This is a genomic window from Elusimicrobiota bacterium (genome assembly GCA_026388155.1).
GTDB lineage: Bacteria > Elusimicrobiota > Elusimicrobia > Elusimicrobiales > UBA9959 > UBA9634.
Genome location: JAPLKI010000021.1, coordinates 63,919 through 90,442, shown reverse-complemented (window position 1 = coordinate 90,442; position 26,524 = coordinate 63,919). Strand labels below are relative to the sequence as shown.

General features: G+C 52.7%; 30 protein-coding genes. 7 read left to right on the top strand and 23 right to left on the bottom strand.

The window, feature by feature from the left end; genetic code table 11:
- Positions 1 to 23: 23 nt before the first annotated feature.
- The 5 genes from NTX59_10030 to NTX59_10010 form a co-directional block, all read right to left on the bottom strand.
- Entirely contained in the window at positions 24 to 350 is a 327-nt protein-coding gene (locus NTX59_10030) for a DNA-binding protein (GenBank protein MCX5786015.1), read from the bottom strand.
- Positions 351 to 792: 442 nt separating this feature from the next.
- Complete coding sequence (locus tag NTX59_10025; protein ID MCX5786014.1) at positions 793 to 1,098, bottom strand: DUF5668 domain-containing protein; 306 nt, start codon at positions 1,096 to 1,098, stop codon at positions 793 to 795.
- A 24-nt stretch (positions 1,099 to 1,122) separates the two neighbouring features.
- Complete coding sequence (locus NTX59_10020; protein MCX5786013.1) at positions 1,123 to 1,497, bottom strand: hypothetical protein; 375 nt, start codon at positions 1,495 to 1,497, stop codon at positions 1,123 to 1,125.
- Positions 1,498 to 1,530: 33 nt separating this feature from the next.
- The gene (locus NTX59_10015; protein MCX5786012.1) at positions 1,531 to 1,899 is read right to left on the bottom strand and encodes a DUF2089 domain-containing protein; all 369 of its coding nucleotides are present in this window, start codon (positions 1,897 to 1,899) and stop codon (positions 1,531 to 1,533) included.
- Between the two features lie 336 nt (positions 1,900 to 2,235).
- A complete protein-coding gene (locus tag NTX59_10010; GenBank protein ID MCX5786011.1) occupies positions 2,236 to 2,508 on the bottom strand; it encodes a helix-turn-helix domain-containing protein in 273 nt (90 codons plus the stop codon).
- A 147-nt stretch (positions 2,509 to 2,655) separates the two neighbouring features.
- On the opposite strand from NTX59_10010, the gene NTX59_10005 reads away from it, so the two are divergent.
- The 6 genes from NTX59_10005 (at position 2,656) to NTX59_09980 (ending at position 6,288) form a co-directional block, all read left to right on the top strand.
- The gene (locus tag NTX59_10005) at positions 2,656 to 3,036 is read left to right on the top strand and encodes a hypothetical protein (GenBank protein ID MCX5786010.1); all 381 of its coding nucleotides are present in this window, start codon (positions 2,656 to 2,658) and stop codon (positions 3,034 to 3,036) included.
- A complete protein-coding gene (dut, locus tag NTX59_10000; GenBank protein ID MCX5786009.1) occupies positions 2,990 to 3,421 on the top strand; it encodes a dUTP diphosphatase in 432 nt (143 codons plus the stop codon). Before NTX59_10005 ends, dut begins: the two co-directional genes overlap by 47 nt.
- 95 nt (positions 3,422 to 3,516) lie before the next feature.
- Positions 3,517 to 4,512: an NAD-dependent epimerase/dehydratase family protein gene (locus NTX59_09995; GenBank protein ID MCX5786008.1), complete on the top strand. Its 996-nt coding sequence runs from the start codon at positions 3,517 to 3,519 to the stop codon at positions 4,510 to 4,512.
- A gap of 7 nt (positions 4,513 to 4,519) precedes the next feature.
- Positions 4,520 to 5,131, top strand: coding sequence for an HAD hydrolase family protein (locus tag NTX59_09990; protein ID MCX5786007.1), 612 nt, complete (start codon positions 4,520 to 4,522; stop codon positions 5,129 to 5,131).
- Positions 5,128 to 5,589: a hypothetical protein gene (locus tag NTX59_09985; protein MCX5786006.1), complete on the top strand. Its 462-nt coding sequence runs from the start codon at positions 5,128 to 5,130 to the stop codon at positions 5,587 to 5,589. The genes NTX59_09990 and NTX59_09985 overlap by 4 nt, the downstream gene beginning before the upstream one ends.
- Before the next feature lie 15 nt (positions 5,590 to 5,604).
- On the top strand, positions 5,605 to 6,288 hold the full coding sequence (locus NTX59_09980) for a cytochrome c biogenesis protein CcdA (protein ID MCX5786005.1): 684 nt from the start codon (positions 5,605 to 5,607) through the stop codon (positions 6,286 to 6,288).
- Between the two features lie 191 nt (positions 6,289 to 6,479).
- Here the strand turns inward: NTX59_09980 and pyrE are convergent, their stop codons facing one another.
- The 7 genes from pyrE to NTX59_09945 form a co-directional block, all read right to left on the bottom strand.
- Complete coding sequence (pyrE, locus tag NTX59_09975; GenBank protein ID MCX5786004.1) at positions 6,480 to 7,058, bottom strand: orotate phosphoribosyltransferase; 579 nt, start codon at positions 7,056 to 7,058, stop codon at positions 6,480 to 6,482.
- Positions 7,055 to 7,735 carry an orotidine-5'-phosphate decarboxylase gene (pyrF, locus tag NTX59_09970; protein ID MCX5786003.1) on the bottom strand — a complete coding sequence of 227 codons (681 nt, stop codon included), beginning with the start codon at positions 7,733 to 7,735 and terminating at the stop codon, positions 7,055 to 7,057. Before pyrF ends, pyrE begins: the two co-directional genes overlap by 4 nt.
- Complete coding sequence (locus NTX59_09965) at positions 7,732 to 8,772, bottom strand: quinone-dependent dihydroorotate dehydrogenase (protein MCX5786002.1); 1,041 nt, start codon at positions 8,770 to 8,772, stop codon at positions 7,732 to 7,734. Before NTX59_09965 ends, pyrF begins: the two co-directional genes overlap by 4 nt.
- Before the next feature lie 63 nt (positions 8,773 to 8,835).
- Positions 8,836 to 10,128: a dihydroorotase gene (locus NTX59_09960; GenBank protein ID MCX5786001.1), complete on the bottom strand. Its 1,293-nt coding sequence runs from the start codon at positions 10,126 to 10,128 to the stop codon at positions 8,836 to 8,838.
- Complete coding sequence (locus NTX59_09955) at positions 10,091 to 10,795, bottom strand: hypothetical protein (protein MCX5786000.1); 705 nt, start codon at positions 10,793 to 10,795, stop codon at positions 10,091 to 10,093. The genes NTX59_09960 and NTX59_09955 overlap by 38 nt, the downstream gene beginning before the upstream one ends.
- Positions 10,792 to 11,160, bottom strand: a complete 369-nt coding sequence (locus NTX59_09950; protein MCX5785999.1) for a hypothetical protein — start codon at positions 11,158 to 11,160, stop codon at positions 10,792 to 10,794. The genes NTX59_09955 and NTX59_09950 overlap by 4 nt, the downstream gene beginning before the upstream one ends.
- A gap of 77 nt (positions 11,161 to 11,237) precedes the next feature.
- Positions 11,238 to 11,795, bottom strand: coding sequence for a nitroreductase family protein (locus NTX59_09945; GenBank protein ID MCX5785998.1), 558 nt, complete (start codon positions 11,793 to 11,795; stop codon positions 11,238 to 11,240).
- A 60-nt stretch (positions 11,796 to 11,855) separates the two neighbouring features.
- Between NTX59_09945 and NTX59_09940 the strand changes: the two genes are divergently transcribed.
- Complete coding sequence (locus NTX59_09940) at positions 11,856 to 12,215, top strand: diguanylate cyclase (GenBank protein MCX5785997.1); 360 nt, start codon at positions 11,856 to 11,858, stop codon at positions 12,213 to 12,215.
- 25 nt (positions 12,216 to 12,240) lie between these two features.
- Here NTX59_09940 and NTX59_09935 read toward each other — a convergent pair whose 3' ends face one another.
- The 11 genes from NTX59_09935 to NTX59_09885 all read right to left on the bottom strand — a co-directional run bounded on the left by NTX59_09935 (position 12,241) and on the right by NTX59_09885 (position 26,408).
- Positions 12,241 to 12,921 carry a pseudouridine synthase gene (locus tag NTX59_09935; GenBank protein ID MCX5785996.1) on the bottom strand — a complete coding sequence of 227 codons (681 nt, stop codon included), beginning with the start codon at positions 12,919 to 12,921 and terminating at the stop codon, positions 12,241 to 12,243.
- Positions 12,922 to 13,240: 319 nt separating this feature from the next.
- Positions 13,241 to 13,540, bottom strand: coding sequence for a hypothetical protein (locus NTX59_09930; GenBank protein MCX5785995.1), 300 nt, complete (start codon positions 13,538 to 13,540; stop codon positions 13,241 to 13,243).
- A gap of 227 nt (positions 13,541 to 13,767) precedes the next feature.
- Positions 13,768 to 14,277, bottom strand: a complete 510-nt coding sequence (locus tag NTX59_09925) for a 3'-5' exonuclease (protein ID MCX5785994.1) — start codon at positions 14,275 to 14,277, stop codon at positions 13,768 to 13,770.
- Between the two features lie 114 nt (positions 14,278 to 14,391).
- A complete protein-coding gene (gene mutL / locus NTX59_09920) occupies positions 14,392 to 16,194 on the bottom strand; it encodes a DNA mismatch repair endonuclease MutL (protein MCX5785993.1) in 1,803 nt (600 codons plus the stop codon).
- 29 nt (positions 16,195 to 16,223) lie between these two features.
- Positions 16,224 to 16,853 carry a transposase gene (locus tag NTX59_09915; GenBank protein MCX5785992.1) on the bottom strand — a complete coding sequence of 210 codons (630 nt, stop codon included), beginning with the start codon at positions 16,851 to 16,853 and terminating at the stop codon, positions 16,224 to 16,226.
- Between the two features lie 141 nt (positions 16,854 to 16,994).
- Complete coding sequence (locus tag NTX59_09910; protein MCX5785991.1) at positions 16,995 to 18,350, bottom strand: hypothetical protein; 1,356 nt, start codon at positions 18,348 to 18,350, stop codon at positions 16,995 to 16,997.
- A gap of 16 nt (positions 18,351 to 18,366) precedes the next feature.
- Positions 18,367 to 19,794: a clostripain-related cysteine peptidase gene (locus NTX59_09905; GenBank protein MCX5785990.1), complete on the bottom strand. Its 1,428-nt coding sequence runs from the start codon at positions 19,792 to 19,794 to the stop codon at positions 18,367 to 18,369.
- A gap of 235 nt (positions 19,795 to 20,029) precedes the next feature.
- Positions 20,030 to 21,580, bottom strand: coding sequence for a clostripain-related cysteine peptidase (locus tag NTX59_09900; protein ID MCX5785989.1), 1,551 nt, complete (start codon positions 21,578 to 21,580; stop codon positions 20,030 to 20,032).
- A 274-nt stretch (positions 21,581 to 21,854) separates the two neighbouring features.
- Positions 21,855 to 24,431, bottom strand: a complete 2,577-nt coding sequence (gene mutS / locus NTX59_09895; GenBank protein MCX5785988.1) for a DNA mismatch repair protein MutS — start codon at positions 24,429 to 24,431, stop codon at positions 21,855 to 21,857.
- Between the two features lie 152 nt (positions 24,432 to 24,583).
- Entirely contained in the window at positions 24,584 to 25,552 is a 969-nt protein-coding gene (locus NTX59_09890) for a tRNA-dihydrouridine synthase (GenBank protein MCX5785987.1), read from the bottom strand.
- 91 nt (positions 25,553 to 25,643) lie between these two features.
- Positions 25,644 to 26,408, bottom strand: a complete 765-nt coding sequence (locus NTX59_09885) for a hypothetical protein (protein MCX5785986.1) — start codon at positions 26,406 to 26,408, stop codon at positions 25,644 to 25,646.
- Positions 26,409 to 26,524 lie beyond the last annotated feature (116 nt).

The window sequence follows — 26,524 nt, the reverse complement described above, 5'->3', positions numbered from 1 at the left end:
ACCCGAGTTTTCACGTGCAAACATTATCTTCGCCTTACAGCGTCCCATACAGGGACCCCGTCTTCGTTCCTGAGCTCCAACACATAATTACCTTTTATGATCCTCGCCGGGATAAAAAATGTTTTCTTGTGCAGCGTTACCCTGACGCCTCTCACTTCTATCATGTCGTTTCTTGAAAAAGAGATTTTTTGGTTATTTATGAACCACTTGGGACCAAGCGCCAGTTCAATCGTGCCCTCTTGCGTTTTCAGCACCGCGATAACGCCTTCCGTCATACCCTTTACGGGTGAAACAGGCTTTATTCCTTCAATTGTTCCGGTCAAAAAAACAATGCCTTGCCTGTTAAACATCCGCGAAAACTCCCCATCCGCTCCCCAGCCCCCCATTTCTTGCCGCGTTTTATCCACAGCTGGAGCAACTGTATTTGCCTCGCAAAAACAAGCCAACACAGACATTGCTAACATTATAAACAGCCATCTCTTCATATGTGCCCCCACAATCACTGTTGCTGTTAACCCAAGAATACTATATTTGAAACCGGCATTTCAAGAGAAAACGTGCAGTGATTAAACTAAGACATGATTTTCGACCGGGACTGTTTGGGTAAGTTTTCACGTGAAAACCCTGGCCTATGGCCGTGCCATAACAAGGGCTATGCCCGTCAAACGGCCTGGCCTATGACCGTGCCGTATCAGGGACTATGCCCATCAGACGGCCTGATGGCGGAGGTCCGCCAGGTTTTTTGGGTTCCAGGCATGTCACGGTCTCTGGCCACTGTTGCTATGTCAATTGTCACTTTTCCATTCTTTTCGCGGCTTCGTCAGCGCTTATATCGCCTTTTTCCAATTCTTCAAGGATTTTTTTGATCTCCCCCTTCTCCCAATTGCGGCCGCGGGGGTCGGACTTGGCGCTCCACCAATGCCTCCCGAACAAGGCGTTCCAAACCGCCATTAATCCGAAAACTACAATTATCAGAGGCCAATCCCTTGAAAGACTTATGGAAAATGCCACCAGACCGAAGTTGTGCGCCCACAAAAGCCCGCCTATTACTATAAGGATGAGCCCCCAAAAGAATTTCCGCATACTGAATGCCAGCATATATTGCCTCCTGATTTTTTGCCGCTATTCTATATAGATCTCAACTCTGTTTTTGCCATTGTTTACTTCAACGATCTTACCTATTTCTCCCGACTCAAGCGCTTCCTGTATTTTTTCCAGGTCCATGGGATAGCCCTTGGCATCCAGCTCCTCCTTAATTTTCCCCCCTATGAACGGGGTCAGGAATTTTGACCAGACAAGCGGCACATTGACGTTTACTTTCGGCTCACTGGAGTCTTCTTTGTACACTCTTATTTTTAAGGTGCGTCCCTTCCCCCCGCCGGCGCCCTGCGCTTTAGAATCGAGCTTATCCAGGCTTTCCAAGAGCTGCATGGCTTCCGACGAGGAAATTTTTTTCTCCTCGAGCATTTTAAGTATTTTCATTTTTTCTTCGTTCATATTTTCCTTTTTATTTTCGCCCCGATTTTCCCCCTACCCCTCCAGCTCTTTCAGCAGTTTTATCGCTTCCTGGGCGGAAACCTCCCCCCTCTCCAGTCTATCAACTATTTCAAGCCGTTTTTTTCGAACTTCTTTACTCAGATCCCCAAGCCCCAGTTTTGAAAGCATATTTTCCAGTTTTGATTTCACCGTGGGATAGGAAATACCCAACTGCCTTTCCACTTCCTTTATATTGCCCCGAGCCGCCAGAAAAACTCTTAAAAAATATTCCTCTTCATGTGAAAGAAGAGAAAATTCGGGCAAGTCAAAAACACCTTTTATGGAAGTTTTGCACTCCGAGCAGCACAACTCAGTTATAACCAATTTTCCCTCGCAAGAAGGACACTTATTAGGAATATTCATTTTATTAATATTATCCTTAATATAATCAATTTATAAATTAACTATCTAAAGTTTAGCACAAATTCTAAACATTGTCAAGTGGTTATTTTTAAATTGGAAAATTAGCCAGGATAATGGATGGAGGGGCAGTCTGTAATCGACATGTTGTGCGGCGGAAATCCGGGCGAGGGCCTACAACCCACACATAGCCGCCTCATAACCCGCCCGTCCTCGATAGACGGTATTTTTATAACCACCCGCCTGTTGACGGACCCACCGCGCAAAAATAATATGGGATATTAACTGTAGCGCCTTTTAATACCTAAGCGAAAGACAGCTGCGCTTAAAATATTTGGATCAATCCCAGCCCATATCGCTCATTTCTGCGTCTGGCGAAGGAGAATAGGTTACGGTTTTCGTTTCATGGTGTTTTGCCGGCGGTTTTGCGGCAGGAGGGGGGGGATTGGCGGATTTCTCGTTATATGAATTTAAAACGGAAGCGGCTATGGCCCAATTACGCCCCACGCGAATAGCCGCAACCTGGCCTTTGCGCACTTTTTTAAAAACCGCAATACGCGAAATGCCAAGTATTGCCGCCGCCTCGGGAAGAGAAAAAAAATCTTTTGCCATATGATTAACCCATGTTAACCACCAATTATAGCATATAAAACAATCGTTCAGGAAAGAACAGCGCCAGTCCGGTGCGAGTCAGGGAAACAAACCCGAATTCAGTTGGAATCCGAATTGGCAGGCGCTGTATTATCCACTGGTTAACATATGTTAACCATAAAACCACAAGAGCCGACCCTTTCCTTATATAGAGAAGGAATGGGCGACATGTTATCCGGCAGGGCAAAAACACAAAACCGCTCCGCTAATCCGGAATTTTCAGCTTTACCTGCCAGGCGGCGCAAGACGCGGCCACCGCCGATTCCCCGGTCCGGGCTTAAAATAACACAAAGTTACGCAATTCCGAAAGGGGGAAAACACACAAAAGGAACCGGAAGAAAAAAAGCCTGTAAAATTTATATACTATCTGTAATTACTCAGGTGTTTAGGCTGAAAGCTATTCGGTTGTCCGTCTGTCCGCCTGAGCAATTACAAAAATCATATGAATGTAAAAGTAAAAAAGCTGCACCCCTCGGCGTTGCTGCCTGACAGGGCGCATCCCACCGACGCCGGAGCAGATCTCTTTTCGCTTGAAGCCGTGGAAATACCGCCTCAAAGCGCGGTAAAGGCAAGAACCGGGCTTTCCATCGCTCTGCCCGAGGGCACCGCCGGCATAGTCTGGGGCAAAAGCTCGCTTGAATCGCAGGGACTCATAGTAACCGCCGGACTAGTGGACGAAGGCTACAGGGGGGAAGTGCTGGTGTGTCTTTTCAACCTAACGAATGAGCCTAAAAATCTGGCAAAGGGCCAGAAAATGGCCCAGCTTCTAGTGATGCCTGTTCGCTACGTGAATTTTGACGCGGCAGAGGAACTTGAGGCTTCCCGCAGAGGCACGGGGGGATTCGGCAGCACAGGAAAGCATAAAGGAGTTTAGGCTGAAGGCTGTTAGTCAGTTAGTCCGTATTTCTGCTTCTTACCCGATAGTCTAACTGCCGACAGTCTATCCACCTAAGCCATTACCGGTTTGCTATGAAAATTCTGATACTGGGCGGCACACGTTTTTTCGGCAAGGAAACGGCGGCCCTGCTTTTTGACAAAGGCAATGAGGTGACCGTGTTTTCAAGGCGGGCGCCTGTTGAGGGACTGCCCCTTGATATAAAGCAGTCGCGCGGAGAGCGCACGGTGGAAATTGACCTTTCCCGCATGGCCGTCAAAACCTGGGACGCCGTGATAGACAATATCTGCTACACCGCCGAAGACGCGCGCAAGGCGGTAAAAATTTTCTCCGGCAGGACGGGGCTTTATATTTTTACCAGTTCCGCTTCGGTTTACACGGTGCTTGAGGGCTCTTCTTCTCCGTACAGGGAAAACCAGGTCCAGCTTTTACTCCGTAAGCCCGAATTGAAAGAAAAACACGCCTACGCGCTGGGAAAATATGAGGCTGAGGGGGTGTTTCTTTCCGCTTTCCTGGAAAAGGCTTTCCCGACCGTTATTGTAAGGCCGCCTGTGGTCATCGGCCCGCACGACCCCACACTCAGGGCCTATTCTTATTGGCTTCGGCTCGCCGACGGAGGCCCGGTTTTCCTGCCCGGTTTCGCTTTTTTAAGCCGCTATATTTTCTCCAAAGACCTGGCCAGGGTTTTTGAAACGATCATTTACTCTGGAATCACGGCCGCGGGACAGGCATTTAATTTCGGGGATTCGCTCCAGCTTACCCTTGACGATTTCGTGAAACTCTCGGCCCGCATCCTGCACAGGGACGCCAATATCCTTTACCCGCCGTATTCGTGGCTTAAAGAAAACGGCTTTAATTTTGACGCCTCCCCGTTTTCCTACGGAGGGGATTTTGTGACGGACATAGCCAAGGCCGAAAAGACTTTCGGCTGGACTTCAACGCCCATGGACAAGTGGCTTGATGAAACCATCAACTGGTTTTTATTTAAATACTGCGGCCCGCAACCCAAAAATTTTACGGCAAGGAAAGCGGAGCTGGAACTGGCGGAAAAGTGGCAACTTAAACTCTGAGGAAAATATGGTTTCAAAAAAAAATATCGCGAAAGCTAAAAAGATAAAGATCCTGCTTATGGACGTGGACGGCGTGCTGACGGACGGCAAGATGTATTTTCTTCCGGACCATAAAGGAAAAATCGTGGGGATGAAAGCCTTCCATTCACTGGACGGCATAGGCCTGCGGCTTTTAAACCAGTTCGGGATATGGACCGGAATTATCACCGGCATGCAATCGCCGGGCACGGAAGAAAGGGCCCGCCAGCTGGGAATGAACTATGCCTACCAGGGTTTTCTTTCAAAGCTCGTTCCGCTGGCCGAAATCCTCAAAGATTCGGGTCTTAAAGAGGAAAATGTGGCTTACATCGGCGACGATCTTACCGACATCCCGGTACTTAAAAAAGCGGGGCTTGCCTGCGCGCCCAAAAACGCCCTGGACGAAGTAAAAAAGGTCTGCGACCTGGTAACGCAGAAGGAAGGCGGCAGCGGAGCCGCCCGCGAGGTGTGCGATTTTATCCTTAAAAGTCAGGGGCACTGGGGAACGGTTATGGGTTACGTGGAAACCGCGCATTGGCCCGTTCCGCCGAAAAAGCCGATGAAAGTGTTTTTATATTCGGAAAAGAAGGGGGGAAAATGAAAAAATTAGCTTTGGCAATGTTTGTAACGGCGGGGCTGGTGCTTGGCGCGGCGGCCATTGAAGACGACGACTTTAACGACCAGTTGGTTTCCACCGACACCGCCAAGCAGGCGGATGAAGATGACGATCAGGCTGTCATACAGGAGTCGGACTCGGACCTGGCGGCCTTTGTACACGACTATATAACCAAGGATTCCCAGCTTAAAGGCGCGTTCTTTATCGAGAACCCGGCCAAAAAACAGATCCTCAGACTTAAACTGGTTTCACTTGAGAAAAACACAAAAGACGCCCCCGGCAACGCCAAAACACTTGCGGCGCTCTTTGCCGACGCAGGAAAGAGCTACACGGTATTGTTCTATCTGCAGAGCTCGTCCTTCGGCGGAACGGAAATAACAAAGATAGAGTTAAGCCCAAAACCGGCGGCCGTCGCCGCGGCCGGAGCCCCGCCTAAAAAATAAACAAGGATCCTTATCATGGGACATTTGATTACGGCTTTCGGAGCGGGGGTGATGTCGTTTTTTTCTCCCTGCGTTTTACCGCTTTTGCCGGGCTACCTGTCCATGCTCTCCGGCTTTTCGGCGAGCGAACTTATAAAAGGCGACCCGAAAGTGCTTACGCGCAAAGTGGTGATTTCGGCCGCTTTTTTTGTGTTGGGTTTTACCGTGATTTTTTCAATAATGGGCGCGGCCGCTTCGGCTCTTGGCGATCTGCTGGCTTCCCATAAAGAAGCCCTGGCAAAGGTATTCGGGGTAGTGATGGCTCTTTTGGGCGTGCATATGACCGGCTTGTTTAATCTTAATTTTCTTAACTATGAAAAACGCTTCTCACTGCGTGGGCTTGCCGGCGGGCCGGCGGGGGCTTTTTTAATGGGATTCGCCTTCGCTTTGGGCTGGTCGCCCTGTATAGGGCCGATACTCGCTTTCATACTGAGTCTGGCCGCCGTTTCCGGCACAGCCGCAAAAGGCGTGACGCTGCTTCTGGTTTACTCGGCGGGCATGGCCGTGCCTTTTCTGGCGGCCGCATTTTTAACCGCAAGGTTCTTTGCCTTCATAGGGCGTTTTAAAAACGCTCTTCGTTATGTGGAAATAGCATCCGGCTTGATACTTATCGCGGCCGGCGCCTTGCTTTTTTTCGACCGCCTGATGTGGATGGACTGACCCTAAAATTGCCGACTGGCAAGCCTATGGCAGTGACTCTGGCCTGTCGCGGGCCTCTGGCGCTGTCCGCGACTGTGCCATATCAGGGCCAATGGCCAACAAACGGCCTATTTTAGGAGGCTGAAGAGCTAAAGATATGGAAGCTCCGAGATCCGATAAACTTCAGACTTCAGCGCTTCAGAACTTCAGCTCTAGAATTTGCGTGACCCGGGTTTTACCAGCGGTAATTTTCGGGCGCAAAGCGGGCAGGTTTCCGGCTTGTAAAGCGTCAAGTCCAGTTTAAGCAGGCTTACGGACAGGAATTCCAGTTTCCCGGTGTCGCCCATTCTGTCTATCACCGACATCGCCCCTATAACTTCGGCACCGCAGCCGGCGGCCACCGCCGCGGCTTCGCGCGTGGATTTGCCGGTGGTAAAAACATCTTCAACAATAATTACTTTGGCGCCTTTTTTAAGACTGAAGCCGCGTCTGAGCGTCATTGCGCCATTTTCCCGCTCGGTAAAAAGAAAATCCACGCCGAAGACCCTTGCTGTTTCATGCCCGATTATCAACCCGCCCATGGCCGGCGAAAGAATTAAATCCGGTTTTTGCCCGTGCCATCGCGTCTTAAGCTCCGCCGCCATTTCAGCGGCTTTGGCCGGGTTTTTCAGCGCCAGCGCGCATTGCGCGTAGTTCGGGCTGTGCAGCCCGGAGGACAAAATAAAATGCCCCTCAAGCAAGGCTCCGCAGGCTTCAAAATACGCCCTTAAATCCCGCTCAAAACTCCTCACCTTAAAGCCTCAAGGAAAGCCATGGCCGCGGCAGCCGGGTCTTTCGCGTTGATTATCGGCCTTCCCACAACGATAAAATCCGCTCCGGCCCCGGCCGCTTCTTTCGGGGTAAGCGTTCTTTTCTGGTCGTCGCCGGCGTTTTCAAGGCGCACGCCCGGAGTGATGACGGTTATCTTTTCGCCGTGCATTTTTTTAATTTCCGCGGCTTCAAGGGGCGAACATACCACTCCGTCCACCCCGTTCTCCTCTCCAAGGTCCGCCAGGCCGCGCGCTGTTTTCAGTACGCCGCAACGGAATCCCGTCCTGAAAAGCTCGTGCTCGTCAAGGCTGGTCAGCACCGTTATTCCCCACAATTTCGGCTTTTTCTCGAGCGCCGCGCAGGCCTTCAGCATTTCCGCCCCGCCAGAGAGGTGCAGGGAAACGGAATAAACGCCAAGCGTTGCCGCGCTTTTTACGGCTGCGGCGACGGTATTGGGGATATCGTGGAATTTCAGGTCCAAAAAAACTCTTTTGCCGTACTTGAGCGCCAGCTCGACAGCGGCGGGGCCCGCGGCGGTAAAAAGCCCTGAACCCACCTTGTAAAAATCAACCAGGCCGCTCAACTGTTTAAGCAGTTCCTCCGCTTTTTTCAGGTCCGGCGCGTCCAAAGCCGCTATCAGGCCGGTTTTTTTTGTCATGCCGCTCCCCTGTAACCGGTTTTATCCATATATTCAAGAATTTCTTTCACCAGAAACGGGCCCTCATAAACAAGCCCGGAATAAATCTGCACCAGATCCGCGCCAAGTCTGAGCTTTTCCACGGCGGAGCGCCCGTCGAAAACTCCGCCCACGCCTATAATGGGAACCCGCCCGGCGGCGAGTATGGCCGTTTTTTTAAGCGTTTCGTCGGCAAGCGCTTTAAGCGGTTTCCCGCTTAAGCCGCCCTCGCGGCTTTGCCAGCGCAGAGGCAGGCCTTCGCGTTTTATGGTGGTGTTCGCGGCTATAAGCCCGAAGCCGCGCGCCACGGCGGTGGAAACAACGCTTTCAAGTTCCGCGGCTTCAAGGTCGGGCGAGATCTTTATAAAAAACGGTTTTTTTGTTTTTTGCCCTGATGCGAATTCAAGCAGCGGGTCAAGCAGGCGCTCCAGTTTCTCTTTCTGATGAAGCTCGCGCAGCTGCAGGGTGTTCGGAGAGCTGATATTAACGGCGAAATAATCGCCGTACGGGTAAAGTATTTTAAGCGCCTCCAGATAATTTTTCGGCGCGAGAGCAAGCGAACAGTCCGCATTCTTGCCGATGTTTATGCCGATAGGGATATCCAGCGGCAGAAGGCGCTCAAGCGAGCGCGCGGCCTGGTAGGCGCCCACATTGTTAAAACCCATGCGGTTGATGAGCGCTTTTTTTTCGCTTATCCTGAAAAGACGCGGCTTGGGGTTTCCGTTCTGGGGGCGCAGCGTCACGGTACCCAGTTCAAGAAAGCCGAACCCAAGACGTGAAATAAATTTCGGAACCTCGCAGTCTTTGTCAAATCCGGCCGCGAGGCCTATAGGATTTTTAAATTTCAGGCCGGCGGCGGCCACCGGGAATTGTTTGGCCTTGGAGAGCAGTTCCGTTATTAAATTCGCCAGTTTAAAACCTTGAAGCACACTGGCGGTTCTGATGGCGGTGTTGTGGGCGAGCTCCGGATTCATACCGAACAGCAGGCGCCTGACGAGTTTTCTGTATAAGAATCCCATGGTGTTATTCAATTTTACATATTACGGAGCGCGCGGGCCACTGAGGCGGCGGTTTCGTGCAGCTTACTTCAAAACACGGCCGCCGGAGAACACAAGTTTGCCCGCCACTATGCAGGCTTCGGCACGGCCCTTAAGCCGCCGGCCGATGAAAGGGGAATTTGCGGATTTTGAAAAGAATTTTTCCGGCACACTGTAAATAGCGCGCGGATCTATTATCGTTAGGTCGGCGTCAAAACCTTTTTTAAGGGCGCCCTTTGTTTTAAGACCGAGTATACGCGCGGGATTGAAACTTAAAAGCTCCGCCAGGCGCAGCCTGGTCACGCGGCCCTTGCCCACTAGCTCCGTCAGGGCGAGGGGAACCATGGTTTCAAGCCCGATAATTCCGAAAGGGGCTTTAAGAAAACCCCGCGCTTTTTCCGCAGCCGGGTGAGGCGCGTGATCGGAGGCGATGACGTCGATAGTTCCGTCGGCAAGTCCCCGTATTACGGCCAGCCGGTCGGCTCCCCTCCTTAAGGGAGGTTTCATTTTAAAATCGGCGTCGGGCCGCTTTATATCGCCGGATGTCAGCGAAAAATAGTGCGGGCAGGTTTCAGCGGTTACGGGCAGACCGAGTTTTTTAGCCGCGCGCGCGGCCGCCACGCTGCCTGCGCAGCTGAGGTGCTGTAAATGTATCGGCCCGGCCGAGCCCGCTGCAAAAATATCGCGCAAAACGGCGAATATTTCCGCTTCCCTCGCTATCGCCGGAAGTTTAAGCCGCGCGGACGCGGATTCGTCAACCACTCCAATTCCGGTCAGGTTAAAATCCTCCGGATGGTCAAGCAGCGGTATTTTAAGTTTTTTGGCGGTCTCAAGAGCAGACATCAGCAGGGCGGGACCGGCAAGCGTTGAGCCGTCGTCGGTAAAAGCGACGGCGCCGGCGGTTTTAAGCTTTTTTAACCGGGAAAGTTTTTTACCCGAGCGGCCGGCGGTGGCGGCGGCGGAGAAAAACATGTTCACCGGGCACTGACGGCGCGCTTTAATGATAAACTTTCTCAGCAAAGCCGGGCTGTCCATGGGCGGCTTTGTGTTCGGCATTAAAAGAACGGAGGTTATGCCGCCCGCGGCGGCCGCGCGCGCGGCCGTGAGCAGCGTTTCCGCGTCTTCATCCCCCGGCTCGCGCGCATGAACATGCATGTCTATGAATCCGGGAAAAACCCACAAGCCGGCGGCGTCGTAAATTTCAATTCCTGTCCGGGGGGGTGCAATGCGTTTTCCAATTGCGGCGATGCGGCCGTTTTTTATCAACAGGTCGCCCTTATGCTCGGTTTTGGAGGCGGGGTCAATGAGAAGGCCGTTTTTTATCAGCAGGCTTGGCATTTTTTTTTGCGGGAATTTTTTTTACCGCCGGGATCTGCGGCGCGGGAGAAGACTGAATGGTTACCAGCTGGTATTCAAAAGCGCGCGGGTCTTCGCGGTAAATAATCAGCTGGCCGGCCGTGGCAAATATTAAAACGGCCCATATTACATGGAAGGCCTTTTTCTCAAAGAAAAAGTGAAAAACTTTCATAAGCACGGCGGCGATCAAAGTTAAGCCCATGGCCGTGTGCGCGGTAAATACCGGATCCCAGGCCGCTTCGTTAACCCTGTAAGGCACGCTGAAGTAAAGCAGGCCTATCACGCAAAGGAATCCCAGGAAAAGAAATTGCCAAAGCCCGCCTTTTTCGCCCATGTAGAGCGCCATCAGGCGGCTCAGGCCGGCTGCCGCGAAAAACCAGGCGAAAGCCGAGAAGACATAGAAACCGCCTTTCAGTTCAAGCGCGTCGTGAAACAGCTGCAATTTCCAGCCGCCCAAAAAATAAAACATGGAGCACAGCATGAGGGCTGAGCCGAAAAGAAAAGCGGCGGGGGGAAGAAAATTTATTTTTCCTGATTTATTGCCCAGAGCGCGGGCTTCCACCGCGCCCAAAACCAAAAGGGCGGCCCCCTGTGAAACATGAATAAAAGTTGAAGCGCGCCTGAAACTTTCCGGATCGACAAAATTCATTTTTTTCTCCCTCTGCGTTTCCCGTCTTTCAAATATTGGTAAAGGACGGCAAGTCCGCCGGCAACAAGCAAAAGCCAGGCCGGCCTGGAAAAACCGCCCTGAGCGGGGGCCGCGCTTCCCTGGGCCGCCGCGGCGGCGGAAGAGTTAAGTACCGGAACCCCGCCGGGCTTGGAGGAAACTGTTTTTTTTACCGCCGAGGCGGGAGGCGGTTTTTTCTGGGCGGCTTCAACGTCGCTCAGAAACCCGGATTTTTTCTTTACCGGATCGGAGCAGGAATCCTGCCCCCTGGGGCAGCCGCTTGCGGCGAGCGCCGTTGCCGGAAAGAGAGCCGCCGCTAAAAACAGAAAAAATATTATGGTTTTCATTTCAACACCTTTTCCAACGACTGTAACCAGCTCTGCTGAATTGTGCCGCACTCGTTCCACCCACACCTGTCTCGTTTTCAGCAGCCGCCGTTAAACACGGAAAAGTCCTCCATGCTTTTTCTTTGCCGCTGGGAGGGAGCTTCGTCCGGGTAGCCCGCGGACAGTATTATTTCCACCTTCTTGCCGGGCCCTAGGCCAAGGGCGCGCGCCGCCGCCTTAGCGTTAAACCAGCCGAGCCAGCAGGTGCCGATGCCCTGCTCCGCGGCCGCCAGCACAAAATGCTCGGCGGCTATGCCCACATCCACCAGCCGGAAATCCGTGCTTTGCACACGATTGCCGAACCAGGCGCTAAATTTCCCGCGCTCCGAGACCACGAACACCAGCGCGCCGGCCCCCGCGGCGAATTTGCAGACGGAGTAAATGCCTGAGAAAGCGGCTTTTGAAACTTTTCCTTTCAGCTCAGGCTCGTCCACAACTATAAAGCGGTAAGGCTGGGCGTTGCAGGCTGACGGGGCCAGGCGCGCCGCCTCAAGGCAGAGCGACAGTTTTTCCCTTTCCACCGGCAGGGGCTTATACTTTCTTATGCTGCGCCGCTTTGCGACAAGCTCTAAAAACGGGGATTTGAGCATAGCCATATTTTATAAAATAGAACGGCGGGCTAAGTAAAAGTATTTTGATTTGAAAGGAAATAATTTATGGACAACTGGCAGGAAGAGGTTAATTTCGCTATTACGGTTTGTGACCTGGAGGGAAAAATACTCTCCATGAATAAAAAATCCGGGGAAACTTTTCAGAAAAAGGGAGGGGCATCCCTTGTGGGTGCCAATGCGCTTGACTGCCATCCCGAACCGGCCAGGGCAAAGCTTAACGCCATGCTGAAAACGCCCTGCACGAACGCCTATACCATAGAAAAGAACGGGGTTAAAAAGCTGATCTACCAGACACCGTGGTTTAAGGACGGCAAACCCCGCGGCCTGGTGGAGCTTTCTCTTGAGCTTCCGGAAAAACTTCCCCATTTCTTCAGAAAACAGGATGAAGAAAGCCATAAGCCGTAGGCTTTATGCCATAGGCAGGATACAGTTATTCTTGCTGTTTCGGAATAGGGACCGCGCGCCAACTTCCTGACGGGATATTGCCAAGCTCAAACGGGCCGAAACGGGTTCTGACAAGTTTCAGCGTCCGCCTTCCCAACGCCTCAAACATCCTTCGTATCTCGCGATTTTTACCTTCGGCAATAGTAATCTCCAGAGTCTGAGCGCCGCCTTCCTGTTTAAGGGGGAAAATATTCGCGGGACCGGTAAACTCGCCCCTGCCGATGTCTATTCCGCCGTGAATTATTTTTTCGATATCGTGCTGCGACAGTATCCCGTCTATGGTAACCTGATAAGTGCGGGGGATCTTGTAGCGCGGATCGGTCAGCCGGTTACCGAGATCGGTGTCGTTCGTGAACACCAGAAGCCCTTCCGATTCCAGGTCCAGGCGGCCTACCGGAAAGACCCAGCTTAGCGCGCCGCCCAGATAATCATACACCGTTTTCCGCCCCAGTTCGTCGCTTCTTGTGGTGACGCAGCCGGCCGGCTTGTTAAAAAGGAGGCAGATCTTTTCCCGACGCGCGGGAGGTTTGCCATCCACCAGTATTTTGTCTTTGGCCGTGGCGGGCTGTCCGGGATTGGTGGTTACCCGCCCGTTAAGGGTTACTCTGCCGTCGCGAACATACTCAACGGCCTGTTTCCGAGAGCAGAACCCCAGTTTCGAAAGCATTCGAATAATGTTATGCGACGCCTGCATATTTTTCTCCGATTTCCGCTCCAAAAGCCGCGGCAACTCTTTAGAGTCTAGAAAATTGAGGGGGATTTGTAAAAATATCTATTGCATTTTATTTAAACAATAGATAAAATCAATAAGCGCAAAATAAGCGCCAGGAGAAAAAATGCCTAAAGCTAAAAAGAAAGTCGCTAAGAAAGTAGCCAAGAAAAAAGCGAAAAAAACCTCAAAACGGAAATAGTTCCGTTCTGAAACCTAAGCATCGGAAAGCGGCACAAGAAGCGCAAGTATAAGGCTTTGAAGTGCCGCTTCTGTTTTAGTTCAACTGAGCACTTGCGAATCTCAGCGTGTTCACCCGCGTTGCGATTTCCACCAGGTCCTGCCCTGAAATCTCCGGATAGGCTGCCGCCGCATCAAATGTTTTCACCAAGGCGCCCTTTCTTTCAAAATAAATGCGGGCTATGGAATGTCCTTTATACAGCACATCGTAGCCTGGCGTTCTCCACTTAAGATAAGACCCCGCCCATAAAACGCTTTTATAAACATAGGCTTTCAAGCCATTGTCTTTCTCCAGCTTATAGCTTTCTCCCAGCCACGCTTTTACCTGCCATTTCATAAAGCCTCCTTTAGGGCTGCGGATAGCGTGTAGCGGATAGGGATTAGAGAAGGAGTTTCCTGTCCGGCCACTAACCGCTAGCCTCTATCCGCTGCCCCTATGTTATAGCACACCAACGCGACAGCGTCTTGTCGCGTTGCTTTTTATGTTTTTGCGGCAATAAAATGTTTTTCCTGAATTTTAGGACAACAAAATTTACGGGCACTAAAATGAAGCGCAAAAATCTCTCACTGGTGCCTTGCAACTGCTGTATTCTGACTGGCGGCAAGGACTATTCCGGCGCAGGCCTCGGCGTCGGAGAGTGCGTTGTGATGGTTGAGTTCTATGCCAAGACGCAGGCAGACATTGGAGAGGGTTGCCGGGCGGATCTTTAAAACATGCCTCGCCAACTGCACAGTGCACACGAACGGCTGAGGCGGTTTCGGCACTCCGGCGGCGGCGCAGCAGGCGTATAGAACCCTTTTATCAAACCCCGAGTTGTGAGCGGCGAGTGTTTCGGCTGTGCTTATGAAGTCCGCTATTTTTGGCCAGACGCCTTTAAAATCGGGCGAATTTTCCACATCCTCCCATGAAATGCCGTGAATATCGGTAAAAAGGAACTCCTCTCTGGGCGGGCGGATGAGGCAATACAGCCTTTGCGCTATTTTCCCGTTCTTTACTTTAACAAGCCCCACGGAGCAGGCGGAATCGGGCCCATAGTCGGCTGTTTCAAAATCTATAGCTATGAATTCACCCATACTGTCACCATCCTTCAGCGGATACTGCTAATAGTATAGCTCATCAATGCGACAGCGTCTTGTCATGTTAAAAAATATCGTTTTTCTATTTTCGAACCAGTTGCGAGTCGTCCGCTAAAGAGCACCTGAGCGACCGAAGCGGCGGGCGATTTCCGAGGGGGAAAGATAAAAAAGAGTGGGGCGGCCGTGGGGGCAGTGGAAGCTGTCTTTGGCGCTTTTAAGGTCTTCCAGCAGGCGCAGAGCCTCCTGCGGCTTTATGTAATCGTGCGCCTTTATTGACTTTTTACAGGCCATGGTGGCTATAGTATTCCTCTTAAGCTCCTCCGTGGATTTTGACGGGTCGCCCAAAACCTCGGAAAGATAGCCGAGGAATTCATTAAACGCTGACGGGGTAAAATAAAAAAGCGCCGGAGTAGCGCGCAAAAGCGCCGTGCCCGGCCCACCCTGCTCGATTTCAAAACCAGCCGTGGCAAGCCAGTCTTTCCACTTTAAAATGGTTTCCAGCTGAGAACGGCTGAGCTCAACTGAGACAGGCAGGATAAGCGGCTGAACTTTTATCGACCCTTTTGAAAATTCCTCAAGATATTTTTCGAAAAGCACCCGTTCCTGCGCCGCGTGCTGGTCGACCACAAGAAGGCCGCCGGCCGATTCAAAAAGCAGATAGCTTTTGGCCACCTGGCCAAGATAGACGATAGGCGGGGCATACCAGTCGGGTCGCGTTTCAGCGGTAAGGGATGCGCCTCCAGGCACGGCCTGCGGTTCAAAAAGGGAATCTCCGCCTCCGGCGGCGACGGATGTTTGCGCGGGGCCTTGTCCATAAGGGGGAGCACCCGCTTTCACCTTAACTTCGGAGGGCAGATCCGGCGCGCTGAAAGTGTTTTTGGAGGCATCGCCTGAAAAGCGGACCTCGCCTGTCTGCTTTTTTAAAAGCTCGGAATAAATCGTACCCGAAACGGCCTTGAAAATCTCATTATCGTTCGAGAATTTGACGTCTTTTTTCTGCGGGTGGATATTAGCGTCAAAAACGGAGGGGTCAAGCTCAAGAAAAAGCGCGCAGGCGGGATGTTTGCCGGCGAGCATATGCTCGTAGCCGCGGTAAAGCGCCTGCCTGAGGAGTGTTGAGACCACCGGCCTTTTGTTCACGAAAAAATGCTGGTTGAAGCGCGTGGCGCTTAAGGCGTCCGGCCTTGAAAAAAGCCCGTAAACGGCAAGCCCCGGGCGGCGGCTTTCAACGACTATAAGCCCGCCGTAAACGTTTTTTCCGAAAATGACGGCCGCCCTGTGCTTAAGGTTCTCCATATCCCCGCCGGGAAGCACCGGAAGAGAAAACATTTCAGCCCCGTCAAGTTTAAGTGTAAAAGCGGTGTTTAAATTTGCCAGCGCCGCCTCTTCCACCGTCTTCATAAGCTGACCGCGTTCCGTGTTGTCGCTTTTAAGGAACTTGGCGCGCGCGGGGATATTAAAAAAAAGCTCGGCCGCTTCGACAGTGGTGCCCTTAACCGGGGGGGCGGGCATTTCTTTTGTTACCTTGCCGCCCTCCCCTACCACGGCGCAGCCGAAATCGGCGCCTTTTTTTGCGCTTGTGATAGATAGTTTTGAAACGGCGAAAACAGAATACAGCGCCTCGCCCCGGAAGCCGAAAGTTTTTAATTTGTCCAAGTCCTCAAAAGAGCTTATCTTGCTGGTGGCATGGCGGCCGAGCGAGAGAAGCAGGTCTTCTTTATCCATACCCTTGCCGTCGTCGCGCACACGGATGAGCTTTTTGCCGGCTTTCTCTATTTCTATCTCAATTTTAGCCGCGCCGGCGTCAAGGGAATTTTCGATCAGTTCCTTAAGCGCCGAGGCGGGCCGCTCTATAACCTCGCCGGCAGCGATCTTCGCCACCACTTCTTCAGTAAGGACTTTAATTTCGGACATGTATTTATTTTACAATAAAAAGGTAGCGTCTACCTTTTTGAAAAGGACTGACGAAATAATCGGTCGCCCAAACAACCGTTACGGTCCTTATCAAGGGCTTTCCATTCTTTTTGCGGGATATTCTGATTTATAAACTCAATATACTGATTTAAAGCGCTCCCGTAATTTTCGCTGAAAAGAGCCAGGGCTTCAGAGGGGGTCTCAACCACGCCATCGCCTCCGATAAGGTATGCCCTGTGACTGGACCATCGGTAGTCTTCAGGTTTCGCAGCGATTCCGGCTTTAACCGGGTTTAAATGTATATAGCGCAGCAGAGCGAGGAAATACCTGTCCTTTTGAACCAGCCGGCTTTTAAACCTCGTCTCAAACAAGTGTCCGGTCCGCGAATATTTTGAATTGAAATACTTGGTGTAGTCCAGTGTCAGTCTGAACATCCAATCACTGATATTAGCAAGCCGTGTTTCGACGAAGAGATGCACATGGTTTGTCATTAAAGTATAAGCATGTATCCTGACATTAAACTCCGCAGCCCTGGAATTCAGCAATTTAAGATATTCAAACCTGTCCGCTGTGTCCAAAAACAGTTCTGATTTATTATTTCCACGGGTTATTACATGATAATACGCCCCTGGATAAGCTATTCGTAATGGCGCAGGCATAATTCCTCCTCAAAAAGGTAGACGCTACCTTTTGAGTATAGCAGGCCGACACGACAACAGTGTGTCGTGATGAAATGAGGGAATTTTACTGGATAAGAAAGAGACCCTGTCCCGAAAAACGAATCGCTGGAAGAATCCGGATTAAAGCTGGCCGGTGTATTCAATTACGTATGAATATTCACCGTTCGCCGCCACCACGCGGGAACTTAACACTTTAAGGCCAGCCCCGGTAAAAGCGGCCGCCTTCTCTTCCATGGCGGTGCGCGCGTCGTCCTCGTAGGAAAATGTTTCGGGGCTGTTATAGACCTTCACCGCGGGGGCCGGAGGATTTGGGCCGGGGTTGACGGAAGAAGAAGCCTTGGATATGTAGTCTATCGCGTATGAATAACTGTTGAGCGAGCCGACGGTCCTTGAGCCTACCACGGCAAAACCCGCGCCGTTCAGGACGGCGGCCTTTTCCTGCATGGCTGTTTTCGCCTCGCTCTCAAAAGTGAAGGTGTCCGGAGCTTGATAGGTTTCAATGGCGGCCGACGGGATCACTCCGCCCTGCTGGTATATATTGAACACTATAAAATCCACGCTGAAAGAATAATCGGTTCCGACGGGCCGCACTATATTGCTGACAGGGGGGACGCCGGCGCCGGAGAACACGGCCAGCCGCTCTTTTGAGGCCTTGAGCGCGTTGCTGTCAAAAGGAAAGATATCCTGGGCATCGTAGCGGGCCACGGAGAATTGCGGGCGCGCGCCGTATTTATTGGTCTTCACCACATATTCCATTTCAACGGCGTAATCGCCGTCGGGCCTTTTAACGGCTTTGCCCCTGATCGCCGGAATCCCGGCCTGCTTGAACAGCGCCGAGAAACTGTTTACGGCTTTCTGCGCCTCGCTCTCAAAAGTGAACTTGCCGCCGGTGTATTTATCGAACTGCACATCATATTCGGCAGTGGGCCTGAGCATGTTCTTCATTACATAATCCACCGCGAAAGCGTTGTCATTGCCTGCGGCGTAAAGATACGCGCTCAGAACGGGTATCTGCGCGCTCTTAAAGTTGGCGGAGCAGGAGTTCATGGCGTCCTGCGCGTCGGCTGTGCGCCAGTAGGCTGCACCGTTCTTATATGTGTCTATGATCACGGCGGGAGGAAGCTGGGCGCCGTTCTTGACGGTGGGCACGTAATCTATGATGAAAGTGTAGTTGTGGTCCGGGGTTTGCGCCACCCGGCCGCCCAAAGTGGTCAGGCCTGCGGCTTTTAGCACGGCTATCCTCGCGTCCATGGCCGGCTTGGCCTGGGTGTCAAAGCTGAATTCTTCGTCGGTGGTGTAGATGGCGATGGTAACGCCGGGAGGGGTCACCGGGTTGACCGGCGCGGGCTTTGAGGAAGCGGCCGCTTCGGTCCGTTTTATACCGCTCAAATCCACATCTTCAAGGTTTTTAACTTCGGAAAAGGCCTGCGCGGAAAGCACAAAAAATACCGCTGCGATAAATGTGACTTTTCTCATTCTATCCTCCGTGTTTTTATGGCTTCCGGTTATAAATCCAGCTTAGGAACTCTCCCCATCGGGTTTCGCGCGCGAAAGGCAGGTCCCAGTAGATCGTCTCCATATTTTTCTCAAAATCCGAGAAAAGACCCGAGGCCGCCGCCACCCTTATGGGCGGAATATGGATAGCAAGGCCATGCGCCCGGCTATAGTCGAAACCGGTGTTGGATACGCCGGTATATGAATACTTGTAAATAAGCTCCCCTGATATGAAGTCCATCAGCTCGCGGCCTTTCTGCCTGGCAAGCGACTGTTCCGGCGTGTCCTGCGACTGGCCTGCGTTCATAATGTCGACGAAATCATAGAGATCGCCCGATATGGAGAACGTGCGCGCTATAACGGCGGTGGTGGCGGTGGTTATCCCGAATATGTCGAAGCGGGCCACCTGCTTACCGGCCGCGGTTACGGCGGCCCGGTCCTTAATCGCCAGTTCCGCGTCCACCCAGGCGTTAAGTTTCCCGGCAAAAGCCGGGAACTTGGAAGTAAGTATTACTGATGCGTGCCCGCCGGGGATCTTGAAAGCCTTAATTCTGGCGATATACCCGTCGGCAAGTGTCGCGCCCAGCCGCTCGCTTGTGATAGCCGGCTCCGCGTTCAGGGTGTCCAGCATGCCTTTCAGATCATAGCCCACCGCCGACATAAGCTCGCTGGACCCCACGACCACATCGGTATAATCCTTGATCTGCCAGGCCACTTCGGCCATCTGCATAATGCAGGACGTCATAACGAACGCATCCACCCTGCCGGTCTCCGCCATAAGCAGGCGCAACTCGGGCAGTGTAACATAGTTTTGTGTATCCGTGTCTATCAGCGTTCCCTTCTGGGGGCCTTTTTTTTGGTCGAAAATGCCGTTGCCATGCCCATAAATTGCAAAAACGTACCTTTTGGCCGGATAATTGGTCTTGGCCCATTTGGTGAAATCCGCCACGCGGTGCCAGTCGCCGGAGTCCGTATTGTTTTCAGTTTTGACCATATCGGGCGCGAAAGGCGCGAGTATAGCGGCGTTGATGGGCCCGTCGCTCTCATTAAACATATTCTCTATCAGCTTATCCAATTCAGCGGCATTGCCGGCGTTACCCAGAGCCATCCTGAAAGTCGAAGTGGAAACCGAGCCGTCCGCATATTTAACCGGGATGGAGGCCTCAACCACCACGTTCACCCGGTCCGTGGAGCCGGTCTTCTTCATTTCAAGCAGCTGCCACATAAGCGTATAACGGAGCTTGTCTTTGGTGGTGGAATAGAACATCACGGTCCAATCCTTCGGACCGGAGACCCGCGGCGTTGCGACGGGCGTGCCGGCGGCCGCGCGAACGGCAGCGGCGTTCAGGCCGTCAAGGTTAAAATCGCCGGCTTTTGCGGAAAAAGAGGGAAGGCACAGCACAGCCAAGAGGTATATTCTTTTCAAAGCATTCTCCTGTAAATTAGATTCTTCTGATATTATAATATAGACGCCCCTGGAAACACTTGGGCCTAAAGGGCAATGGAATTAGGCCGAAAGGCCCAGAACGAGGTCGCCGGAGGCAGGCGGATTTTTTAGTTGTTGGTGGTTAGTTGACGTTGACAGAAGGGAAACGACGGGAAAAAACCGCCGCTTTTCTTACGGCTATTTCAAAAATACCGGTGGTTTATTTGCCCATTTGCTAACGGGGTTTACGCCCATATAGCCAGCTAAGAAAAGATCCCCACTTGGTTTCTTTGGCAAAAGGCAGATCCCAGTAATTGGTTTCACACAGGGCGTTAAAACCCTCGATATTCCCGCCTATTAGAGCCACCGGCGGAATATGAATGGAAAGGCCGTGGGCGCGGCTGAAGTCCACGCCCGTGTTGGATTTTCCGGTATAGGCGTATTTATAAACCAGTTCATTGGCGATAAAACTCATCAACTCGGTCCCGCGCAGACGCGCCGGCAGGGTTGCAGGGTTATCCTGCGGCAGGCCTTCGTTTACTATGCGGACAAAGTCGTAAAGGTCGCCCGATATCGACACCCGGCTCGCCACAAGGGTCTGCGTGGAAGCGACGGTAACGCCAAAAATATCAAAACGCGCCGTTTCCTTCACGCCGGCAAGAAATATCTTCTTGTCATTAAGCGCGGTGACCGCGTCAACCCAGGCATCCAACTTTTCGGCAAAAGCGGGAAGCTTTGCCGTAAGCAGCACCGAAGAATGCCCTCCGGACAGCTTATAATCCTTAACCCCCTGAACGTAGCTGTCCGCCAGGGAAGCGCCCAGGCCCTGAGTGGAAATACCGGGGTTGTCGTCAAGAGTCTTCACCATACCGCCCAGATCATAACCCACCGACCACAGAAGTTCACTGGAGCCGACTATAACATCCGCGTAATCTTTTATCTGGTAAGCCACTTCAGCCATCTGCATCAGGCAGGACTGCATCACAAAAATATCCACCTTGCCGATAACGGCCATAAGCTGGCTCAGCTCCGGAGTGGTCACGTAATTTCCGGTGTCGGTATCGCGCAGCGTTGCCTTGCCCGGCGGGGCGCCCTTTCTTACCGGCTTTTTATCGTCAAAGAAGCCGTTCCCGTGGCCGTAGATCACAAAAGCGTATCTTCTGGCGGGATACTCTTCCTTAGCCCACCTGCCGAAAGCGGCAACGCGGCGCCAGTCCCCTGTATCGACGTTGTTTTCGCTCTTCACGATGTCCGCCGCGAAAGGCTTGAGAACGGCGGCGTCTATGGGCCCGCCCTGCGAACTCATAAGCAGTTTAATGTACTTGTCCATCTCCGCCTCCGGAGAGCCTTTTCCCAGCGCCATGCGCACAGTGGGGGTTGAAATTACCCCGTCGGCCGATTTAACCGGAAAGGCGGCCTCCACCACCACATTCACACTATCCGTGGAGCCGGTTTTCTTCATTTCAAGAAGCTGCCACACAAGTGAATAGCGCAGTTTATCCTTGGTGGTGGAATAGTACATCACGGTCCATTCCTTGGTTTGCCGGGCGGCTTTGGAGCGGGCGGCCGGGGCCGGGGCTATTCTGGCGGCGGCTTTCCCGGGGTTGGGGATAGCCAGACCGCTGTTGCCGTCGAAACCGATCTGTTCGAGCGCGCTGCCTGAGCCGGGTGCGTCCCTCAGATCTCCGGGAACATTTACCGTTTGCTTATGCGCCGGAACAATTAAAAAAATCCCAAGCCCGATGGACAAAATGGCGGCTATAGACGCAATTTTTACGATCCTCATAATGGCTCCTTAGACTAGAGCTGAAGAACTGAAGCTCTGAAGCGGAAGAGGGTGAAAAACTTCAGTTCTTCAGCGCTGAATTAATACGGCACCTGCACAGACCAGTCTTTTTGGCTCCAATGCAAATCCAAAAGAGCGGGGTAAGCCTTGACTGAGATCTCTCACCGCTATCTAATAGGATGGCAGGGGCCGGACCAGGTGTCAAGGGTACAAAAGGCCTGAAATTACGGGCAGCCGGTTCTGATGTTTGAGATTTTAAGGCGGAAACGGATGTTCACTCCAGGCGCTTTTTCCAGTCCTCTACGGCCTGAAGGGCCTGCATGGGCGTCATGTTCTTCGGGTCGCACATTTTTATTTCGTCAAGCACCGGGTGGTTAGAGAAAATAGGCAGCATGGGGGCCGCGTTGTCTTCGGCGGAGCCGGCCTGTATGTTGCCCTTGGTTTCAAGCACGCGCAGAATTTCGCGCGCGCGCTGTATGGCGGAGTCGGGAAGCCCGGCCAGCTGGGCCACGTGTATGCCGTAGGATTTGTCGGCGGGGCCGGAGGATATTTTATGCAGGAACACCACGGCGGTCTTGCCCGCGGCGTTGGTCCATTCTTTCACAGCTATATTGAAATTTTTAATGCCCGCGAATTTCTCCGCAAGCTCCGTAAGCTCAAAATAATGGGTGGCAAAAAGAACTTTCGGGCCGCCTTCCGGTCTATAAAGCCGCTCCACCACCGCCCAGGCGATGGAAATGCCGTCAAAGGTGGAAGTGCCGCGTCCGACCTCGTCAAGCAATATCAGGCTCTTCGGCGTGGCCAGATTTAAAATGGAGGCCGTTTCGCGCATTTCCACCATAAAAGTGGACTCTCCCCTGGCCAACCGGTCCTGCGCGCCTATGCGCGTCATTATCCTGTCCACAATTCCTATGGTGGCGGCCTTGGCCGGCACAAAAGAGCCTATTTGCGCCAGTATCACTATAACGGCGGTCTGCCGTAAATACACGCTCTTGCCGCTCATGTTCGGGCCGGTAAGGATGATTATTTGGGGGTCGGTGCCGCTTATGCTTAAATCGTTGGGGACGAACTCGCCCGCGCTCAGATATTTTTCCACCACGGGGTGTCGCCCTTCCTCTATTATCAGCTCGGAACCGCTCGTAATAACTGGCCGGGCAAAGTCGTATTTAACGGCGGCCTCGGAGAGAGAGAAGAACACGTCCAGTTCGGCCGCGCTGACGGCGAAAGCGCGCAGCTCTTTCAGGGCGCCGGCCACTGTCTCTTTAAGTTCCGAGAAAAGCTGGCTCTCAAGTTTCTGCGTGCGCTCCTCGGCGCCCAGGATCTTTCCTTCCAGTATTTTCAGCTCTTCGGTAATGAACCGCTCGGCGTTAACAAGGGTCTGTTTGCGGGTGTAATAATGAGGAACCTTCGGCAAATGCGGTTTGGTGACTTCGATATAATAGCCGAAAACGCTGTTGTAGCTCACCTTAAGCGAAGGGATCTGGGTTTTGTTCCTTTCGCGCAGCTCTATTTCGGACAGCAGTTTCTGGCTGTTCCTGCGGGTGGAGCGAAGTTCGTCAAGCTCGGAACTGAAACCTTCCCGTATCACCCCGCCGTCGGAAACCTTGGCGGGGGGATTATCAGAGAGCGCGGCCTCAAGTTTTTCCCGAAGCGCGGTAAGGGCGGGGGAAATCGTTTCCAGGCGGCCGGCCAGCTCCGGCACCCGCTCAAAAAAACTGGCGGAACTTAAAAGAAGTTTCAGGCGCGGCAGCTGGCCGAGAGCTTTGCGCACAGCGGCGACATCCCGGGGGGCGGCGCTGCGGGCCAGTACCCGGCCGAGCAGGCGTTCAATGTCGGGGATCTGGGAAATTATTTCAGCGAGGCCCTCCCGGGCTTCCCGATTCTCGGCCAGGAATGCGGTGAAGTTCTGGCGGATGTTAATAGCGTGCGGCTCGGCCAGCGGCTCAAGCAGCCACCTTTTAAGCAGGCGTGAACCCATGGAGGTTTTTGTCAGATCAATGCATCCCCACAGCGTTTTTGAGTCGTCGTCATACTGCGAACTCACAAGCTCCAGCGTTTTTATGGCCGATTCGTCCAGCTGGAGGCGGTTCGTGGACTCAAAAAAAGAAGGGGAAAAAGCCTCTTTAAGCCCGGGCTGGTTCAGCCGTACATACGCGGCGGCGGCGGCGGCCGTTCCCGCGGCCAGCTTGTGGTTCTGCCACACGCTTTCGAGCCCCCAGGCCGGTCTTCCGACATGAACGTTTTCATATTCGGTAATTTCCGCTCCGGAAAAAACGATATTTCTTTTTTTCAGCTCGGCAATGGTGTGCGGCCCGGCGATAATTTCAGCGGGAGCCAGGCGCGAAACCATCGCGAGCAGGCAGGACAAGTCCGGATCGTTGAGGTTTTGAGTGGCGAAAAACTCGCCCGTGGACGCGTCCATGTAGGCCAGGCCCCAGCCCACGATATCAAGCTTCAACGCGATCAGATAATTGGAGGACCTGGTACGCAGCAGTTCGTCTTCCACTATGGTGCCGGGCGTTATCATGCGCACCACTTCCCGTTTAAAAAGCTTTGTTTTTTTCAGGTCGGCTGAAGGCGCGGTCTGCTCGCAAATGGCCACTTTGCGTCCGAGCGCCAGCAGTTTTGAGATATATCCTGAAGCGGAGTGGTAGGGAATGCCGCACATGGGCACGCCGTTCCTGGCGGTAAGAGTAAGCCCGAGCAGGGCGCTTGCCGCGGCGGCGTCTTCGGAGAACATTTCGTAGAAATCACCCAGCCTGAAAAAAAGAATGGCCTGCGGGCATGAGTTTTTTAAGGTCTGATACTGCTGCATTAACGGCGTTTCAGGGAAGTCAATTGTTTCTTTCATAACAACGGGTTAAAATGAAACGTATTTGTCTGCCATAGGCCGTATGCCATAAGCCATACGCAGAAACTTTATACATAAACCTATTTTAAGGAGGTCATAAAAAGCTTATGGCCTATAGCTTAAAGCTTATGGCGATTAGAGCGCAAAGCGCTCTAATCTGTATATTGTATCAAAAGGGCCCGGGCCTCTTTAAGGGTTTTCAGGGTCATGAAAGAAGCGCGCGCGGCCGCGCTGCCTGGCAGGCCTTTAAGCCAGTAGCCAACAAGCTTCCGGGACGAGGCAAGCCCCCGCTCCTCTCCGTGAAGCCCGGCGTTGAGTTCAAGAAACCTCAAAAACAGCTTCATGCGTTCGCTGTCGCCGAGCAATTCCGTAGAAAGGCCGTCCAGTTCCCCGGCTATTTCCCGAAAGATCGCCGGATTACGCACCGCTCCCCTGCCTATAGCCACTCCGGCACAGCCGGTTTCAAGTATGGCGCGCGCCTCGGGTGCGCCGTTTACCCCGCCATTGCCTATAACCGGTATTTTAACGGCAGCGGCCGTCAGACGCAGAGCTTCAAGGTTTATGGGCCCCGAGTGACAATTGGCGACCGGGCGGCCATGCAGGGTTATGGCGGAAACCCCCTCTTCTTCCATCATTTTCGCCAGTTCCGGGCTTAAAAGCTCTTTTTCATTCCATCCGGGCCTAAGCTTGACCAGTACAGGCACCTTCACGCATTTGCGGATCGTGCGCGCTATGTCCGCCAGTAAAAGCGGCTTTTTCATCAGGGCGGCGCCGGCGCCGTTGCGGAGTATCTTTTTTACCGGACATCCCGCATTGATGTCTATTGCATCTGCCCCCGCCTCAACCGCGGCGCGGGCCGCAAGGCCCAGAGACGCCGGATCCGAGCCGAAGAGCTGGACAGCCACCGGATGCTCCGCCGGAGAAAGTTCCAGCATTTTAAAAGATTTTCTGTTGGCGTAGCGTATGCTGTCGGCGGAAATCATTTCCGTTACAACCAGACCGGCCCCGCCTTCCGAGGCCAAAATCCGGAAGGCCTGATTTGTGATGCCCGCCATAGGGGCGAGGAAAAGGTTGCTTTTAAGTTTTAAGGACCCGATAGAAAGTTCGTGGATCAATGGCATAGTTGACAGGGATTAGGGGTTAGCGAATAGGGGTTAGGGAAGGAGTTCTTTATATTTCTTCACCCTCGCCGCTCGCCACTAATCCCTGCTTTTATGGCTTTATGGAATAATTGCCGTCATGGGAAACGCTGAAATCGCGCGGAGCTCTTCTACGCAGACTGTTAATTTCCGACTTCGGCGCGCCGATTTTACGCAGTATTTCCGCCTGGAAAGAGCAAGCCTTGGCCTCTACATCAAGAATTTCGTCAAGGCTTGTATAATCAAGGGGCGTTAGATTAACCGAGAATTTCCTCTCATCCTTCTCGCCGGGAAGGGGCGGCCTGAACATCTTTTCCCCTTTTTTGGAATTAAATTTTATGTAGGAGTGAAAGGCCTGGTGGGCGATAAGCCCGGCGCACCAGGTAAGCGAGCGCCCGGCCTGGGCGCTTGAAAGCGCGGCTACCGGCCGACCGTCGCCGTCAAAATAAAGATCCGTCTTATCTTCGTTGCGTATGACGGCGAGATATTTTTTTATAAACAGGAAATCCTCTCTGTCGGAGAGCCAGATAAGTTTAAGCGAATGAGTGACCTGACTTTTAAAATTCTCGTCGCCTTGTATGTCAAGGGCGGCCTCGGCGGCCGCCGGGCTAGTATCCGGCGCCTGACCTCCGGGCTGCCACCCCCGGGCAGGGCGGCGCGCTTTCGGGTCCTCCCGGCCGCGTTCCGCGTTCGCGCCCAGGCCGGCGTTATCCGGCGCCGGGCCCGTTCTGTTATGCTTGGCGATATAATACCAAACCCCCGCCGCCATCAGGACCAGCGGCAGCAGGGTCAGGACTTTTAAGGTTCTGAAAAAACTTTTATGTTCGGTTTCGGTCATTCAAATAGTGGAGGGTAGATAGTGTAGAGAACAGCACTAAAAAGTGAGAGTGGAGAGCGTAGAACTTAAATCTTAAATTTCAATTTAATTCTCTACACTCTCCACTCTACACTATC